Source organism: Nostoc sp. UHCC 0252, assembly GCF_034931145.1.
In the GTDB taxonomy this organism is placed as follows: Bacteria; Cyanobacteriota; Cyanobacteriia; order Cyanobacteriales; family Nostocaceae; genus Nostoc.
The window spans coordinates 1-18,131 of the sequence record NZ_JAYGHE010000016.1; the positions used below are offsets into that span (position 1 = coordinate 1).

General features: G+C 40.8%; 12 protein-coding genes and 2 tRNA genes. 1 reads left to right on the top strand and 13 read right to left on the bottom strand.

What is annotated here, in order from left to right:
* Positions 1-73 precede the first annotated feature (73 nt).
* From xylB to VB732_RS12320, 3 genes are all read right to left on the bottom strand, one after another.
* Positions 74-1,516: a xylulokinase gene (xylB, locus tag VB732_RS12310; RefSeq protein ID WP_323231121.1), complete on the bottom strand. Its 1,443-nt coding sequence runs from the start codon at positions 1,514-1,516 to the stop codon at positions 74-76.
* Between the two features lie 328 nt (positions 1,517-1,844).
* A complete protein-coding gene (locus VB732_RS12315) occupies positions 1,845-2,483 on the bottom strand; it encodes a ThiF family adenylyltransferase (RefSeq protein ID WP_323231122.1) in 639 nt (212 codons plus the stop codon).
* Between the two features lie 21 nt (positions 2,484-2,504).
* Positions 2,505-3,338, bottom strand: coding sequence for a hypothetical protein (locus VB732_RS12320; protein WP_323231211.1), 834 nt, complete (start codon positions 3,336-3,338; stop codon positions 2,505-2,507).
* Positions 3,339-3,441: 103 nt separating this feature from the next.
* Between VB732_RS12320 and VB732_RS12325 the strand changes: the two genes are divergently transcribed.
* Positions 3,442-3,822: a hypothetical protein gene (locus tag VB732_RS12325; protein ID WP_323231123.1), complete on the top strand. Its 381-nt coding sequence runs from the start codon at positions 3,442-3,444 to the stop codon at positions 3,820-3,822.
* 179 nt (positions 3,823-4,001) lie between these two features.
* Here the strand turns inward: VB732_RS12325 and VB732_RS12330 are convergent, their stop codons facing one another.
* From VB732_RS12330 to VB732_RS12375, 10 genes are all read right to left on the bottom strand, one after another.
* Positions 4,002-5,435 (bottom strand): vWA domain-containing protein, encoded by a 1,434-nt coding sequence (locus VB732_RS12330; RefSeq protein ID WP_323231124.1) that lies wholly within the window; start codon positions 5,433-5,435, stop codon positions 4,002-4,004.
* Positions 5,436-5,828: 393 nt separating this feature from the next.
* Positions 5,829-6,035, bottom strand: coding sequence for a hypothetical protein (locus tag VB732_RS12335; RefSeq protein ID WP_323231125.1), 207 nt, complete (start codon positions 6,033-6,035; stop codon positions 5,829-5,831).
* A gap of 77 nt (positions 6,036-6,112) precedes the next feature.
* Positions 6,113-6,181, bottom strand: a tRNA-Phe gene (locus VB732_RS12340).
* A 125-nt stretch (positions 6,182-6,306) separates the two neighbouring features.
* Positions 6,307-6,507: a hypothetical protein gene (locus VB732_RS12345; RefSeq protein ID WP_323231126.1), complete on the bottom strand. Its 201-nt coding sequence runs from the start codon at positions 6,505-6,507 to the stop codon at positions 6,307-6,309.
* Between the two features lie 113 nt (positions 6,508-6,620).
* Positions 6,621-6,691 (bottom strand) — tRNA-Lys (locus VB732_RS12350).
* A 286-nt stretch (positions 6,692-6,977) separates the two neighbouring features.
* Complete coding sequence (locus VB732_RS12355; protein ID WP_323231127.1) at positions 6,978-9,371, bottom strand: ATP-binding protein; 2,394 nt, start codon at positions 9,369-9,371, stop codon at positions 6,978-6,980.
* Between the two features lie 4 nt (positions 9,372-9,375).
* A complete protein-coding gene (locus VB732_RS12360) occupies positions 9,376-9,900 on the bottom strand; it encodes a Rab family GTPase (RefSeq protein ID WP_323231128.1) in 525 nt (174 codons plus the stop codon).
* Positions 9,901-9,934: 34 nt separating this feature from the next.
* A complete protein-coding gene (locus VB732_RS12365; protein ID WP_323231130.1) occupies positions 9,935-12,112 on the bottom strand; it encodes an OmpA family protein in 2,178 nt (725 codons plus the stop codon).
* A 265-nt stretch (positions 12,113-12,377) separates the two neighbouring features.
* A complete protein-coding gene (locus VB732_RS12370) occupies positions 12,378-13,034 on the bottom strand; it encodes a hypothetical protein (protein WP_323231131.1) in 657 nt (218 codons plus the stop codon).
* Between the two features lie 251 nt (positions 13,035-13,285).
* Positions 13,286-18,016 (bottom strand): GAF domain-containing protein, encoded by a 4,731-nt coding sequence (locus VB732_RS12375; RefSeq protein WP_323231132.1) that lies wholly within the window; start codon positions 18,014-18,016, stop codon positions 13,286-13,288.
* Between the last annotated feature and the right edge of the window lie 115 nt (positions 18,017-18,131).

Below are 18,131 nucleotides of genomic sequence, written 5' to 3' on the forward strand. Positions count from 1 at the left end.
CCCTGCGGGAACGCCAATGGCGGTACGCAATGACAATTATTTAACCGGACATGATTATGAGGCATAACTCCTATCAGATTTTTTTAAGTCGTGGATAAAGAGATTGATATCGCATCCAAGCATCTTCTAAGGCTGAATCAACTGACTGGGGAGTTGCAGCAAGTGTTGGTGTAGCTGCCAGTTTGCTTGTGTCATTAGTATCTGCGTATACGCCAATTCCGATACCCGCCAGTAAAGCAGCACCACGCGCCGAAGCAGCAGCAATTGTAGTTGCATAGAGGGGTATTCTCAATACATCAGCCAGTAATTGTTTCCAAGGCATTTCTACGGTTCCACCGCCTGCTAAACGCAGTTCTGTGGCTTTAAAACCTGTTGCTTCAAGTGCTTCAAAACCTTGTCGCAAGGCAAAAGCAACTCCCTCTAAAGCCGCCCGCATCAGGTGCGCCTGTGTGTGATGAAGTCCAAGCCCTACCCATGCCCCGCGTGCATAAGGGTCAAGGTGTGGAGTTCGCTCACCTGTGAGGTATGGCAAAAATGTCAACCCTTCACATCCTGGGGGAACAGAAAACGCTTTAGTATAGACTTGCTCCCAACTCAAACCAAGGATACCTCGCACCCACTCAAGCGCTAGTCCCGCATTTTGCATTGCTGCAAGGGTATACCACTGATTAGGTACGGCAGATCGATATAGATGTGTGCGACCATGAGGATCGAGAATTGGTTGGGAGCGAGGTGTAATGATTTGAGCGCCTGTGCCGATGGTTAGTTGAACCAAACCAGGCTCTAATAATCCGTTACCGAGTGCTGCGGCGGCTGTATCCGCAGCACCAGCGATCGCTCTTAAACCAACTCTTAAGCCAAGATGTTCTGAAGCACTAGCCGTTAAGTAACCTGCGATCGCACTTGAAGAGATAATTTTCGGCAACCAATCACAACGCAGATTCAGCCCTGAGATTGCATCCCAAGCCCAGTTGTCCGACACAACATCGTAAAGCAAAGTACCACTAGCGTCAGATGCTTCTGTTGCAACTTCTCCAGTCAACTGTAACCGTAGCCAATCTTTTGGTTGAAGTGCCCAACGCGCTTGGGCGTAGATCGTAGGCTCGTGTTCTCGTAGCCACAGCAAGGTTGAGCCAGCCATTCCAGTTGTAATCGGGTTGCCCAATCGCTTTAGAATAGTGGCATCAAGCGAATGATAAGCGTTAAGCGCGGTACTAGAGCGACTATCTGCCCAAAGGATAGCAGGACGCAGTGGTTCACCCGACTCCGAAGTTAGGACAACACCATGCATCTGTCCTGAAAATGCGATCGCCTGTACTTGATTGGCATGATTTCCCACTGCCTTCCTAACAGCCAAGGCAACAGCCGACCACCAATCCCCTGGTTCCGACTCAGCCCATCCAGGATGAGGTGCATGAACAGGATAAGAGCTTGATGCTTCACCAATAGCGGTTCCGTCTGTCGCTAGGAGCAATGCCTTAGCAGAGCCTGTTCCTAAATCTATGCCAAGCAGCATTAGGCTAATCCTCAAATACTTAAAAGTAAAGAATCCAAAATTAGATTTGTTGCTTTACAGGACTTATATCATGTCCGGTTAAATAATTGTCATTGCGTACCGCCCTTGGCGTTCCCGCAGGGTACGAAGTGTTCGCGGAGCGTCTCGTAGAGATAGCAATCCCAAAAGCCTTGCGATTGCTTCCTTCCACTTCGTTGCACTCGCAATGACATATCACAAGTAATTTGCCGGACATGATATTACACAAAATACCTCTCAAACTCTTATTCCTCCGTGTTCTCTGTGCCTCTGTGGTTCGATTTTCCGTTATCTATGCGTAAATCTTACTTTATTCAAAGAAAGATTGAACAGTCAGATCCTTCTGGGTGATACTAAAGTTACGCTGTTCTGCTGTCGCAATAAATGAAACGATCGCTTCACAGGCCACAGCAACCGTTAATATTACCAGGTTTCGTGCCAACGGATAATCACAAACATCATCATTTACCTCGGAAGGAACACGATAAACGTCATTCCAAATCACTTCTGCATAATCAGCCGATAGTCCAGCATGAAGACAAGATATGCTTGATTTTTCAGCATAATCTTTCACTGCTTGACGTGCCACACTATTGTCAAAGGCATCGACAATTAGCTGGCTGTCTTTGAGTAGTTGAGTTGTATTTTCTGGTGTTAACTCTTTTGTCTTAGCATCGACTTTAGTACCAATTGCTCGGTATAAATTATTCGCCAAGATTTTCGCTTTGAATGCTCCAACATCAGAACGGTAGTAAGGCTGAGTCGAAAGGTTACGTTCCTCAATGCGATCGCGATCAATCACTGTAAGTTTATCAAAACCAGACCGAGCTAAGTTTTCCGCAATGTTAGCTCCTAATGCTCCAGCGCCACAAATTGTCACAGGATAGTTTTTCAACTTTGTCATCACAGCATTAGTGCGGTAAAGCTGTTCGTGAAAAAAGATACTCATAATAATTCGTAATTAATCCACTCACCACTCTTGTTTTTCCATGACACCCACTAAGGATTGCAAGTCAAAATCGCGATCGCGTCCACTTAGGCAAATGCCAGAACTAACAACAGTTAAGTCAGTTTTAGCGATCGCACTACTATGACGAACACCATCAGCAGTTGTCCAATCGACTGTCCAGTAATCGTGGCGATCGTGGAATTGATTTAATTCTCCGCCGCCCATTTGCAAAGCCTTTCTCAGCCGCTTTTCATCCTGTTGGGGTTGAGTAAATCCGTCAATGCGCCGAGTTGCTAATTTATACACTGTGCGGATTTCTGGAGTGATACCTTTAAACAGTAATTCTTCAGCAGGAATGAGTTGCTTGACAGCAGATTGCAGAGTTTCAACAATTACCGGATCGGTACGGCGATCTACTTCCTCAAACCAGCATGACTGTCCATTCCATCGGGCAATGATTTGCTCAAAGGTAACGCCCTCGGTAACTAAGTGGACTGCGATCGGCTTAACTACCTTCAACCGTTGACGCATATCTGCTTCATTTACAGGGTATGCTAACCAAGTTTGTTTTTGTAGTTGATGTGCTAACCGCAGCCGTATTTGGGGAAAGTATTGCAAATATTCTGCAATTTGGGGCAAGTCTGCTTCTTCTACAACCGTTGCTGTCTTCTCATCCACAGCTTGAAAGATGCCCCAACCTTGAAATTTACTAGGCTTTGGGGTGAAGGTGTAAACCATCCCGGCTACCCGTGTGCAAACCCGTCCACCTTTGACGCAGGGTGCAAGGAATTGGGTTGTAGACAATTGTGCTTGTGCGATCGCAATTTGGTTGATTAACTTACGGATGTTAGTCATCATTCTTATCTCTGCTTACGCATAATTACTCAAGATTTCCACCAACAACAAAGTATATAAAAAAACATAGTGTTGGTCAATAAACCAAAAAAATAGAAAAATAATGACTACCCAAATACAACAAATATCAGAATCCCGAAAAAAGTTAGCATCTGCTTACCGTGCAGTTTACGCAATTGGAGTTTTGAGTATTTTTCTAAGCATAATATTCTTTGTTGCTGGTAATCGATTGCCCGATTATCTAATATTGGCTTTTTGTTCTTTATTTTTTGGTTTACTCTATTTAGTTCTAGGTTTCTTTGTACAACGTAAATCAAAAATTGCACTAGGTATTGCAGTAGGATTGATGTCCCTAAATGTGTTAGCTGGCATTTACAATTTGATTCAAACAGGTAAACCGTTTGGCTTGGCTATTCCCATGATATTTTTAGGTCAGACTATAGAAGGATTTAAAGCTATACAAGTATTAAAGTCAAAGACTTGAAATTAATTTTATAAGAGATATCGAAAAGGTTCTATTTACATTATGAATGTCTAAATTTGTAGAATATCTATAAAACACTGCCCATTCATAATAAAGACTTACGCAAATAATAGCTAAAACCCTGATTGTCAGCTAGGGGTAATTCATGAATTACCCCTACTTATAGTTTTGCGTAAGTCTTACTTATCCTCTCTTACAGGCAACGGCAGATCCAGAATCTCCATTAGCAAATCCAGACGAGAGGGACGCGTCAAGAGTGGGACGATGTTCGGCAAACTGTAGTAGTCACCTGCAAAGGTGAACGTATCTACAGGTGCTTGCTGCTGCTTCAGTTGGCTCTCCACCCAGTCGTAATGACCACCCACACGGACAATCACCACATTGGGCATTATCGCCAACTCCCGGCAGTAGTTCTTGTAAACTTCACCGAAGTAAGGAGCAGCATTTTCGCCCTCATCCGTCACCACAATTATCTGATCAACCACCTGCTTCTTCTTCCGCATTGCTTCCAATGCACAGCCGATGCTAGTACCACCGCCTGCATTGATGTGCTGGAAGGCACGCTCCCAGTCGGTTAACTCCTTGCCCTTTGCTGTAACAGCGTAAGGAATGGTGTCAAAGGCGTAGACAAACAGTTCTGCCTGAGTAATACCAGAGATTAGGGCAGCAAGTTGCAAACCCGTAGCGATCGCATTTTCCATTGAACCAGACTTGTCCACCAATAAAGCAGTTGGACGAGCGATCGCACCACGCCGTTTTACCTGTTCATTTGTCACCTTTTCCAGTTGGGCAACGGTGTCTGCGTCAAAATCTCCTGCGTCTGCGGCAATCTGTGCTTTGAATGCTGAGACACGCCCACTCTTAGACGCTGCTTCCAGCTTGGAATCGATCAGCTTTTTGACTTGTGGGTGATCCATTGCACCTCTAGTCTGGAGAGACTTGAGGTTATTGATCGCTTCTTGTGGAGACATGCTGTTGATTAACGCCACCAACACAACTGGTGTAAGTTGCTTGATTGCACCAATTGCGATCGTGTATGGAATTTTGAACTCCACAATCAGCCGTGCCTGTTCTGCGGCACTTTCAGCCTTCGCAACCTGCTTCAGCACATTTGCTAAGGAACCCTCTGGAGGAGTATCGCCAAACAGAATCGCATTTGCCCGTTCATTTGGCTTGATGTGCAGTGAAGCATATAAGTGCTTCATTGCCTTACGACCTCGCAAAGCGGCGCGATCGAACAGAGCCGGATTGCTCTCCCGTGTCTTCAAGTAACGCCGTACCGCAGTGCGAGCCGAACGAGGCAGTTTATTCTGTTGCTGCTTCATGAAGTCCACTACACGAGCCACTTGATAAGGTGGAAACTCTTGCAGCATCATAAATCCAGCATCTCGGTGTTCAGTCAAATTGCTGGTTAACAAATGAGCAACAAACACTTCCTTGTGGTCGCGGACATCACCATGACGCTGATACCAAACTGCCAGGTGTCCGTAGAAGATGGGATCGAGTTCAACAATTAACTGGTGAATTTCTGCGACTTGCTCAAGTTTGCGGTGAGGAGTTGTGAGCAAACTGTTGAGCATTTCCAAACGCAAGTCACGTTCTGCGGTATTCATTATGAACCTCCTTTAAGAATTTTAGATTTTGGATTTATGATTTTGGATTGCAATCTAAAATCCAAAATTGAAGGAGGCAGATGTTGCACGCGGGGCGATATCACCGCGCAAGTTGTAGAAGCATTGTGTATAATTTGTGCAAAATTATGTAAGCTTCTGCGATCGGGGCGCGGGAACAACTGCCAGTTTTGATGTAATATCATGCTCGACTTAATACTTATGTCATTGCGAGCGAAGCGCGGCGATCCCAAACCTTTGCGATTGCTTCATTCCACTTCGTTGCATTCGCAATGACATATTATAAGTGATTTGCCGAACATGATATAGTGTATCGAAATCGTTGGTACTACTCCCTAAAAGTAGTAGCTGCGTAGGCTGCCATCATATCTGCCACTATTGCGACAGCACTTCTTGAAAGCAGCGACCAGAACCACAAAGACAAAGGTCATTGTTACCAAGCTTTTCTTGTAGTTCTTTGTCGCCATGAACAAGGCGATCGCCACGTTTAACAGCTTTTTCAGATGGGTAGCCACGACGACGTTTGCTCAATGGTTCAAAAGCAGAAATCGTCGAAATCTTCAGGCTCGATGTTGAAATCATTAATCTTCTTCATCGTTCTCACCTCCATATTGAAATGAAATAAGATCACTTCGTGCAAGTCGAAAAAGCTGTTGATTCACACACAGGATTTGAACCTGTAATTGCTTGATCTTCAGTCAAGTGCCTTACCATTCGGCTAGTATGTAAGCTTTTTCAGTGAGGGCACGAAGTGAAAATTTTAGGTTTTAGAAAGTTGATTTAAAATAAATCGAATTTCTTTCTTGTTACACTCATTGAATTCACCTCTCTATTGAGTAAAAGTTTCGGAAATTTAACCATAGACAGCTTCAGGGCGGATGATCAAATCGCCACTAGGACGGCGATCGATTACGTAAGCAGAAAGGCGATCGCTATTTACATCTAAATGTCGAGCCACGCGCTCCTTCACCGCCAGATCGTTCATCCCTGCTGCAATTCCCAGTTGGGTTTTTGGCACATCAACAGAACGCCCTTCAAATCGAATATGAACCATTGCAATCACCTCTTGTTGTAATTACGAATTGAGATAAGTGGATCTGATCGGGATTGAACCGATACCCTCCCTGTGAGAGTTACACTCACACCTCGTGCAAGTTGAAAAAGCTGTGGTAACACCGCAGGAATTGAACCTACACTTATCGTTTAAAATACGATCGCTCTACCATTGAGCAAGTATGTAAGCTTTTTCTGTCAGGGCACAAGTGACATCTGGGAACTCTACCGTTAGAGCTACAGACCCAAGGCAGACATAATTACTTTTTAGTTTTGCCTTTTGAGGAGGCTTTAATTTGCATACTACAAATGTAATACAATTTCTACATTACGTCAAGGGGATACTACAAATTTCGTATTCTAAGGTAACGAGGCATTTTTTGAACCCCCTAAAGTCCTGTGCAGTATAGGTTTCAATTCGTCTCAGGCTCTCTCCCTGCTCCCTTGTTTTGAGTCTGATATCAGGTTCGGTTAATTATTTGTAACGTCTGTAGTATCTTTACAAACTAAAAATTCTTGGATGCGCTTAACAAACTCTTCTAACTCTGAGACTAACTTAGCACCACCTCGAGGTTCTTGATTGTAAACTAGTTGTTCTAGTTTTTCTGCTGCCAGATGCATGGCTGTAGCGCCAATATTGGCACTAGCACCTTTAATTTGATGGGTTTGGAGCGTTAGTTGCTCATAGTCATGATCTGCGATCGCTATTTTAATTACTTCTAGACGAGATTGAATATCTTCAACAAATATTTGCAGCAGTTCCAATTCAAACTCTGGGTTGTTTTCTGAGAGTTGATGCAAGCGTTCCCAATCAATTGGGAAGTCAACTAAACCTACATCTTTTGTAAAAACTGTCTCCTCTTTAGCAGATATTTCTTCTACCCTGAGTATCACACTTGCCCAATGCTCTAGGGTCGCCGCCAATTTTTCTTTCATTACTGGCTTGCTGAGATAGTCGTCCATTCCTGCATCTAGACACATTTGTTGGTCTTGTTTCATGGCATTAGCTGTCATCGCAATTACTACAGGACGACGACCACTGACAAATTTGCTTTCTTGCCAACGATGAATTTCTTTTGTGGTTTCTAAACCGTCGAGAACTGGCATTTGGCAATCCATCAGAATTAAATCGTAGGGAATTTTTTCTAGCAGATCCAACGCTTCTTTGCCATTATTTGCAACATCAGCGCTATAACCCAAACTTTGGAGTTGCTTCAAGGCTATTTTCTGATTCACTTTATTATCCTCAGTTAAGAGAATTCTCAATTTAAGTAAGTCAGAAGTACGATAATCACAGTTATTTTCTGAATTTTTCACTTGTAATTCCTGTACGGGCGCAAGGACTTGCGCTCCTGCTGATTCCTGTGGAAGAACAGAAGCGGCAATCGTAAAGTAAAATGTGCTACCTGCATTTAGTTCACTTTCAACCCAAATTCTCCCACCCATTAACTCACAAAGTTGCTTGCAGATGGCAAGACCTAACCCAGTGCCGCCATACTGTCGAGTAATGGAGGAGTTCACTTGACTGAAAGCTTTAAACAAACGTTCGGCGCGATCGCGTGGAATGCCGATGCCTGTATCTTTAACACTAAACTGAATCTCGTTAGTATTTGCAGCATTCTTGTGGATTATAACTGAAACTTCTATGTTTCCAGTTTCGGTAAATTTAATAGCATTACTGAGTAAATTAATTAAGACTTGGCGCAGTCGGGTAATATCCCCCACAATCGTAGTAGGAAATTTAAGAGTATCTAAAAATGTGAGTTTTAAACCTTTTTCTCTAGCTTCTGGCGTAAGTAAATAAAAAGCCTCATGAATGCAACTCTGCAAAATAAAAGGTTCCTCTTCTAGCTCCAAGTTGCCCGATTGGATTTTAGAGAAATCAAGGAAATCGTTAATGATTTTGAGTAAGGAATTCCCACTGCTATAAATGATTTCAACAAAGTCTTTTTGGTGAGTAGTTAATCCACTATCTAGTAGTAAACTGGCCATCCCAATTACCGATGCGATCGGAGTCCGAACCTCATGGCTAATCATTGCTAAGAATTCTTGTTTAGCAAGTTCTGCTTGTTTTCGTTCAGTCATGTCTCGCAAAATGTAGACATAACCTTGGAAATGGTCAATTTCTGTCTTAACAATTGAGCATGAAAAAGCTACAGGAATTGTTTTACTACTTTTAGTATAGCAAACAGTTTCTATCTCTTGGGCTAAAGGATTTATGCTTTGATTTTGGGAAATATCAATACTTTCAATATTTCCTATTTCTAATTTATAGCTATTGACTTCTCTAATAATTTTAGCAATAGGTTGACCGATGAGTTCTGTTTCGTCATATTCTAACAACATTTGTGCTGCTGGATTTAGTTTTTTTATTTTTCCTGACAGCGTTGTTACCAACAATGCATCTGCCATTGATGTCACAATTTGATCAATATATTGTTTAGAAGCTTTTAAGTTACGTAACAGAAGATTTGCTTCATTTGCACCTTGAAACAAAGATTGCTCAAGAACCATTCTTTCTGTTGAGTCTTCCACAAGAATGATGAATGGATGACTATAATAATTTTCTTGTATATTCTTAGTAATACGAATATCAATATATAAAGGAGAAGCCGGATCTTGGGAGCGCATAATTCCCTTTAATTCAAATTTATCCTCCTCCCCTTGCCGAATTGCATCAAAAATATCTTCAAGCCCCTCTAATTCTGGAAACGCAATTCGAACATCCTCACCTTGCTTGACTTCATCAGCAATGTTAGCAAAATGATTAATTCCTAAAGATATCTCTAAAACTTTTAAGTTTTGATCGATTATCAAATATTCAATCCGACATACAGATAATATGTTTGTCAATAATGAGTTCATTTTACTAAATTAAACGAGTGGCTAAAGTTTGAAATATTTCATCAACATTATTGCCAGTTTTAGCTGAAGTTATATATGTGTCTAATATATTATTTGGTTCGTTAAATTGATACATTTTGCGGATCTTTTCTAAATATTCGGCTGCAATCATATCTGATTTGTTCAGTGCGACGACAATATAGCTTTTAGGATTAACAGCTAAAAAAGTTTGAATATGCTCTTGGATATGATTAAGCGTTTCTGGTTGTGTCACATCACCAACTATTACAGCACCTCTAGAACCTTGAAAATAGTTTTGAGCAACTGCTTTAAATTTATTACTGCCTTCTATATCCCAAATTAGCAACTGTAAATTCTGCTCGTCATACAAATTTTTCTGATAAACTTTCACTAACTTACGAGAAATTTTCACTCCAACAGTCGAAAGATATTCATCACTAAACTTACATTCTACAAATTGGCGGATTAGGCTTGTTTTACCAACACCAAAATCACCAAATAAGCAGATTTTCTTAGATATTGTAGACATAGTGTTGTAGATATAAATGAGAAGTATTTGAAAATTAAAACTGCTTGTTTATCGCTTCTATAACTACACAACGGCTTAACCATAAAGGGTGAGTTGCATCAATTCCAGGTGGTAAACTCGTCCTAGCAATTACTTGTAAACGCGATGGATCAATACCTAATTTAACAAGTGCTTGTTGTACAGCTTTTGCTCGCGTAAGTGCCAACTTTTGAGATGTGTTTTTACCAGTACGATCATAACTATAACCAATAATTTTTAAATGTTGATTTGGGTGCTGATTGAGGAAAAATTTGACCTGCTGAACCTTATATCCTAAATTGGCCTTGATTAAATTCGCTGAGTCTGGTTGAAAATAAAATCTAATTTCAATTTGTAGAGGTTGTACTTGCACTGCGCTAGATACAAATTTTACGCCTGGGATTTGCTCAAATGCATGAGCAATAATTTTAGCGTCTGCGATTCGGCTGATAGTACCTTCAACGACTACTTTACCAGCGCTGTATTTAGCAGAAATGCTTGTACCATTCGTCTGATTTAAAACTGCTGTGACTCGTTTAACTTCAGCAGCAGCTAATACAGGATCTGCTGGTACTTCTACTAAGAAGATTTGATTGTCAATCAACCAATTAGGGGAGGTTCCTTTAACAACTTGCTCGGCTTTTTGGCGAAGGAATTGATTAGGTAATAGTCCTGTTAATTTTAATTTATTAGGTTCTGCCTGCACTGTGAGGCGATATACGGCTAGTTCTGGAGCGGAAGTTAGAGCTAATGAAGCTTTATTTTCAATCGAGCGGATCGTTCCATTATGGTGTTGCCAAACACCCAAAGGGATGAAAATTGTACTAATAACGCTTAAGCCTAATATCAGCAACGGTGATAATTGATTTTTTTTCGTTTTATACTGAATATTTGTACCTTGAAGTTCTTCCAAAACTGTGTTAATTTCAGCCGGGATTGTATCTGGATCTCCGTCAAATTTTTCAATTAAATCACCATGCTTCTTCACAATTTTTCTAAGGTTGTGCCGCATTTTTAAAATAAAATTTTTGCTAGTTTCTCCTTGTACAACGATCGCTAGATAACAGTATCCTGCAACTTCTAAAATTATTTTGGATGTACCGTATTGAATTGCGTCTAATTCTGTCACGCTTCCAGATTGATTGATGCAATCATTGGCAAAGCTACGAATCGCTGTCAGCATTCCTGCTACCATGTCAGCCTCTAGCTGTTGTGCATCAGAGGGCTGAATGTCTGAGATAACTAAACCAGATGTTTTATGAATCAAGAAAATAGCTTTAATTGTAAATGGTAGAGCTTCTTTAAGAATTAATTCTGCTTCGGAAACTCCCTGTAATTTAGCGCGAATTTTGCGTTTTATCCCTTCAACGCTAAGGGTTTCTTCAACTTGTTGGTTAATGGCACGGATTGTCTCTGCCATATATTTGGCTATGGTACTACCAATAATTGGGTAGAGTGCATCCACAACAATATTCTGTTCAATTTCAATTTGCTTTTTTATGGCTCGTCCCATTGCAGGAGCGATCGCATCTGAAACTTCCTCTGGAGCAACAATAATCTGCTGAGTAATAGCTAGGGGAATTGTAGGTGCGATCGCTTCACTGATGCTAATTTTATCCTGTTCAGTGCGACTGCGAATAGCGCAATCAATAATAGGGGCAATTATTTGTACAAATTCTTCTCTAGACTCTGCAATCTTCAGTCTTAAAAGCTCAGAAATACACGGAAGAAGTAAACTTATTAGCTCTTTAGGGTCGTAAATTTGATGCTCTATTTTTATTAAATTTTGTTCAAATTTAGCTAGAATATTGTTTATTTCTGCTAAGTCATATCCAATTAATATATCTTTTAATTTTTGGAAGGCATCTTCTGAGTTGTCTATATTTTCCTCAACAGGTTTTTCTAATTCTTCAACACATTTCGCTGAATTAGGTGCATTTGGGCGAAGATTAAAAGCCGACTCTAAATAAGCTTCACATATTTCTATTGTTACTGGAGTAAGTTGCAATGCCTCATTTTCTGTTGTAATATAATCATTACCTGGGGCAGTTTCGGATGGAAATGAAGAAACAGATTGCTCAGGTGGTTCAATAATTTTCAACTCGACGAGTAGATCCACTAAATTGCCAAGCTGTACAGCTTCTTCTGGCTTGAACTCAACAGATTGAGAAATCAAATTTTTCACCTGAGTCATATCAGTAATTATTGTCTTTAAAAGTGCTGAGTTGGGAGACACGATTCATCGCGTCTGTTTTCCTCATTTTCCTTTACCTCCTGATATCATCTCCGGTTAAATAATTGTCATTGCGTACCGCCCTTGGCGTTCCCGCAGGGTACGAAGAGAAGCAATCCCAAAAGCCTTGCGATTGCTATCTCTACGAGACGCTACGCGAACATTCCGCTTCGTTGCACTCGCAATGACATATTACAAGTAATTTGCCGGATATGATATGACTTGATTAGGAATGTAATTCTGCGGTACTGTTAGAGTGAGTTAACACTTTTGACAACTTTGTAGTTTCTAGAAGCGGTACAGCAGTATAGTTGTCGTTGCGTTCATCGGCCGCTTCTCGTAACTTAGGAATAAATTCAGTTTCTTTTAGACGCATTCCCAAGGCAAACAAAGTTTCAGCCATATCGTCTTTAGAAACTTTAGTGTCTGTTAACTGCGAGAAACGCCGATCAATTTCTTCTAAAATCAGATCCCGTAAAGCTGTAACATCATCTTGTAAATGGACTTTAGTTTGAAATATTTCATCTCGAATCGAGGTAGTTTGGTTATCTAATGTTTCATCAAGGGACTGAACACTGCTAGAAAACTTTTTATTGATTCTATCAACTTGTTGCCGTAAGTCAAGAGTTTCTTCTTGAGTTGTTAGGTTGACTGACTTCAGCTTTTTATCTAGCGTTTCAAACCCTGCTTTTAGTTCAGCCGAAAAGTTGGATTTGAGTTGTTCGACATGCGATCGCATTTGTTGTTGCAGGAGGGATATGTCTGACTCCAGCTTGCTAAATCGATTTTCGTACTCTCTTAGCTGTGTTCCTAAAATAATATCGCGGATCTGATCGATATTACCAAGCCGTTCTCGTACATCGTCTTTACTCATCTGACTCATCAGAAAAACCTCACTTGTCGAGAATTTATTGGGAATAGGAGGTATGGATTTAACTGGCATTTAGGCTAAACATTCTCAGCATCAAATGCAGCTAACTCACCAAACCTGGTTTTAGTACATCAAAGTTATTATTCCCAATTATTCATAATTTCTATCTTAAAAAGAGTAAATGGTTAATGAAAAATGTAGAACAAGTATTTTGCATCATTACTCCTAAAAAGTTATCATTTATTGTTTGTTAATAAATATTATTAATGTTTAAGATTTTGGTCGTTATTATCTTTACAGTCCAAAAATTCTTGGATACGTTTCACAAACTCTTCTAATTTCAAGATTAAGTTACTAGTACCTCTACGTTCTTGATTGTGTGCTAGTTGTTCTAGTTTTTCTGCTGCCAAATGCATGGCTGTAGCTCCAATATTGGCACTAGCACCTTTAATTTGATGGGCTTCTTGCCCTATTTGCCCAAAATCGTGAGTTGCGATCGCTGTTTTAATTACCTCTAACCGAGGTTGAATATCTTCAACAAACATTTGCAGTAGTTCTAATTCAAATTCTAGGTTGTTTTCTGAGAGTCTATGCAAGCGTTCCCAATCAATTGGAAGGTTAACTGAACCTATATCTGTTGTAGAAACTGTCTGCTTGGCATTTGTTTCTTTTACCATGAATATCATACTTCCCCAACGCTGTAGTGCCGCCGCCAATTTTTCTTTGATCACTGGCTTGCTAAGATAGTCATCCATTCCTGCATCTAAACACATTTGTTGGTCTTCTTTCATGGCATTAGCTGTCATCGCAATTACTACAGGACGACGACCACTAACAAATTTGCTTTCTTGCCAACAATGAATTTCTTTTGTAGTTTCTAAACCATCAAGAAATGGCATTTGGCAATCCATCAGAATCAAATCGTAGGGAATTTTTTCTAATAACTGTAAAACTTCCTCCCCATTACCAGCAACATCAGCGCTATAACCCAGGCTTTGGAGTTGCTTCAAGGCAACTTTTTGATTCACTAGATTATCTTCAGCTAAAAGAATTCTCAGTTTAGACAAGCCAGAATAATAGTTACCGTTGTTTTCATAATTTTTTAGTCCTGAATTCTGACTCCCAAATTCTGACTCCTGAATTCTGACTCCTGTTAGCGGACTCCTGTTAGCGGGGCGTTTAGACTCCTCTTGTTCTATCTGCGCTCCTAAAATAGTCATGATAATATCGAGGAATCGGGACGGCTTAACAGGTTTGACCAAATAAGCAGCAAATCCTATTTTCAGCGCCCGTTGGATTTCATCGCGTTGATTAGTAGAAGTAAGCATAATCAGAGGTAAACTAGCGATCGCTGAATTTGCCTTAATTTGTTCTCCCAAAGTCATGCCATCTACTTCTGGCATCTGCATATCAATCACAGCAACGTGATATGGATTTTTGTGCTTGGCAGCCTCCTGAATAGCTTTGAGGGCAATAGTAGCCGAAGCAGCCTGATCCACCAGCATTCCCCAACGGGTAGCTTGATGGTGGATGATTTTGCGATTAGTGGTGTTATCATCCACCACTAACAAGCGCCGATTTACCAAAAGTTCGTGTTCACCTTCTGAGGAAATAGGGTGAGGTTGCTGGGCAAAAGTTACTTCAAACCAAAATTTAGATCCTTTCCCCAACCGACTTTCTACACCAATTTCTCCTCCCATCAAGCTAACCAGTTGTTTACAGATAGCTAATCCTAAACCTGTACCGCCATATTTGCGGGTGATGGAAGCATCTACTTGGGTAAATGGCGTAAAGAGTTTGTGTTGGTCTTCAGGAGTAATCCCAAGACCGGTATCTGTGATGGCAAAATAAATGGTGGCTGTAGTAGAAGAAAGCGAACGCAATTCTGCCCTTAATACTACCTCTCCATTGCTGGTAAACTTGATCGCATTGCTGATCAGGTTCATGAGAATTTGCCGCAGGCGGCCAGCATCGCCTTGAAGTTGGGTAGGAACGTTGGGATAAATTAACGCGGCAATTTCTAATCCCTTATTATGGGCTGGGGGAGCCAATAATTCCAACACCTCTTCGACACAGGTAGATAAGTCAAAATCTAGAGTTTCTAGTGCCATTTCCCCAGCTTCAAGTTTGGAAAGATCCAAAATTTCGTTGATTAGGCTTAAAAGAGCATCTCCACTAATGCGAATGGTTTCGATAAAATCCTGTTGTTCCGGGTTTAGGGGAGTTTCTAACATTAAGCCTGTCATTCCCAAGACAGCATTCATTGGAGTCCGAATTTCATGACTCATGTTTGCTAAAAAGGCACTTTTGGTTTTAGAAGCTAATTCAGCCTGCTGACGGGCAACTTCCAATTCTCTTCGCTGTTGAGTTTCTGCATATAACATTTGGGCTTGGGCTAAAGCAATCCCTACTTGATCGGCTATTTGCCGTAAAAGATGAGTTTCGAAGCTAGACCATTGGCGGGAACTGCCACACTGATGGACAATCAGCAAACCGCAGAGTTCTTCCTTGACAAGAATCGGTATAACCAAATTGGATTTGACCCCAAATTGTTCTAATAATTCTATATGCCTTTTTTGGATTTCCACTATATCTAAATCAGCAAGCTCTAAATGCCGTTTTTGACGATACTGCTGTAAATAGTACTGCTGTGTATATTCCGCTTGAAAGTAAGTATTGATAAGCTTTTTCTCTTTAATTGCCAGCCAGCCAGAAACTACTGCCTCAACTACAGTGCTTCCAGATCCATCTGTCAAGGGTTGATAAATCAAAACCCGATCGCTATGGAGAATTTTTTGGACTTCTGTAACACTGATTTGGAGAATTTCTTTGATTTGCAAAGATTGACGAATTTTGAGGGTGATTTCAGTAAATAGTTGCGATCGCAAATTTTGACGTTGGAGTTCTTCTTCTGCCTGCTTGCGCTCAATAAACTGTCCTACTTGCTCACCAATAGAATTCATAACTTCTGCTAAATCTGGGTCAGCTTGCTGGATTTCATGGCTAAAGCAGGTAATGACACCAAGAATGTTTTTACCACTATGGATCGGAAAACCAAAAGCTCCGTGCAGTTTTGCTTGGGCAGCGATTTGAGAACGGATGAAATCTTTATCTTTAACTACATCAACGATCCAAACAGGTTCAGCACTAGCCCAGACACGACCAGGCAGGCCAATTCCTCGCGCAAAAGTGGTCTGCCGACTGAGGATTTCAAATTCTTGCATTGCTGAAGATAATTTATACCATGATTTTAGAGAAAACAGTAGATTTGCTTGCTTATCTATCATCCAAATTTCACTAAAATCCCATCCCAAACTTTCGCAAATTCCTTGCAGAATTTGGGGCATGGCTTCGTTAATTGTAGTTGACTCTGCCAAGACGCGCGTTGTAGAATACTGCGCTTTGAGATGCTGTTCTGCTCGTTTGCGTAAGCGAAGCTCATCACGGACATCGCTAATATCAATACCTGTGGCAACAATGTATTCGACGCTACCTTCATAGTCTTGCAAAATAGTGTTAGCCCATGAAATTAGCCGCCTACTTCCATCCTTTGCTATCCAATAGTTTTCATATTCTTTGAGCGTTTTACCTGTTTCCAACTGCTCAAAAACTGCTTTAACCGATTCTACTTCTTCAGGAGTTAGAAACAAGTTCCAGAAATGCCTTCCTCTTACCTCATCAAATGAGTAACCAGTTGTTTGTTCGCAAGCTTGATTGAAGCGAACAATTTGTCCTTGTGTGTCCAGGACTATTACCAAAGCACCTGCTGTATCGAGGACTGCTGAGATAAAGTTGCGTTCTGTGTTTAGTGTTTCCTCTGTTAATTTACGTTCTTTGACTTCACGATAAATGAAGTAGTAGACTATTCCCAGAGTGATAAAACTTAGGAAAATAGCGATCGCCAATGTTAAAAGCATGTTTTTAGCACTGGCTTTTGTAGCTTGCGACTGCTGTTTAAGCAACTTTTTATCCTGATTCTCTATCTCATAAATGATCTTGCGGATATCATCCATGAGATATTTTCCCTGATTTGTCTGGATTACCTGCAACGCCGCCTCGAATCCTTGATTTTGACGCAGATATATAGTCTGTTTGAGTATGGCAAGTCTTGCAGCTATCAAAGATTCAAGGGTTGCAAACTGCTTTTGTTGGTTAGGTTGATCTGCAATTAAATTTTTCAGTTCAGCAATTTTTGGATCGATTTTTGCAAGTACTGCTTGATAAGGTTCTAGATAACTTTCTTGTCCAGTCAGGATATAACCCCGTTGTCCAGTCTCAGCATCCTTTACCTCAGACAGCAATTCTTCCAATTTATTGATTTTCTCTTGAGTTTTTTGAACCTGATTACTAGTATTAATCAATGTACGTGTGTTTTGATAAGAAATCACGCCAATCAAAATTAAAATTGCCGACGCTAGCCCAAACCCTCCGGCTACTCTATTAAAAAATTGTTTGCGTCCCTTCTGTGCCTGTTTGCGTGTATGATTCACCAATACCAAACTTGCTAAAGTGCGCCGCATTTCTAATTGCTTGATTACCTGGCGGCCTAAAATTCGCAATGCTTCAACTTGTTCTGGCGAGAGGTTTCTTGGTACATGGTCAATTACACAAAGTGTTCCGAGTGCATATCCTTCAGGGTTAGTTAGCGGTACACCAGCATAAAATTGAACATTTGGGTCAGAGGTGACTAGTGGGTTTGTAGCAAACCTTTCGTCTTCTGTGGTATCAGGCACAATAAAAACTCCAGGTTGAAGAATGGCATGGGCGCAGAATGCCACATCTCGCGGTGTTTCTAAGGCATCCAAACCCACTTTTGACTTAAACCACTGGCGATCGCTATCAACTAAACTTATTAAGGCAATAGGAGTTCCACAAATATATGAGGCTAGATGGGTGAGATCGTCAAAGGCAGCTTCTGAAGGAGTATCAAGAACCTTATACTCCAAAAGAGATTCGATTCGCTGTCTTTCATTATCAGGTAATGGTGCTTTCATTCTTAAGCCTTATTCCATTTTGGATTTTAGATTTTGGATTTTGAATTTTAGATTTTAGAGTTTGATTTTAGATTTTAGATTTTGGACTTTAGATTATTTATAGGGTTTACTCCTT

Coding starts and splice junctions, on each gene's coding strand:
- xylB (WP_323231121.1), bottom strand. CDS start 1,516: ATGCTGCTTGGCATAGATTTAGGAACAGGCTCTGCTAAGGCATTGCTC.
- VB732_RS12355 (WP_323231127.1), bottom strand. CDS start 9,371: ATGAACTCATTATTGACAAACATATTATCTGTATGTCGGATTGAATAT.
- VB732_RS12375 (WP_323231132.1), bottom strand. CDS start 18,016: ATGAAAGCACCATTACCTGATAATGAAAGACAGCGAATCGAATCTCTT.
- VB732_RS12345 (WP_323231126.1), bottom strand. CDS start 6,507: ATGGTTCATATTCGATTTGAAGGGCGTTCTGTTGATGTGCCAAAAACC.
- VB732_RS12365 (WP_323231130.1), bottom strand. CDS start 12,112: ATGACTCAGGTGAAAAATTTGATTTCTCAATCTGTTGAGTTCAAGCCA.
- VB732_RS12320 (WP_323231211.1), bottom strand. CDS start 3,338: ATGACTAACATCCGTAAGTTAATCAACCAAATTGCGATCGCACAAGCA.
- VB732_RS12325 (WP_323231123.1), top strand. CDS start 3,442: ATGACTACCCAAATACAACAAATATCAGAATCCCGAAAAAAGTTAGCA.
- VB732_RS12360 (WP_323231128.1), bottom strand. CDS start 9,900: ATGTCTACAATATCTAAGAAAATCTGCTTATTTGGTGATTTTGGTGTT.
- VB732_RS12330 (WP_323231124.1), bottom strand. CDS start 5,435: ATGAATACCGCAGAACGTGACTTGCGTTTGGAAATGCTCAACAGTTTG.
- VB732_RS12370 (WP_323231131.1), bottom strand. CDS start 13,034: ATGAGTCAGATGAGTAAAGACGATGTACGAGAACGGCTTGGTAATATC.
- VB732_RS12335 (WP_323231125.1), bottom strand. CDS start 6,035: ATGATTTCAACATCGAGCCTGAAGATTTCGACGATTTCTGCTTTTGAA.
- VB732_RS12315 (WP_323231122.1), bottom strand. CDS start 2,483: ATGAGTATCTTTTTTCACGAACAGCTTTACCGCACTAATGCTGTGATG.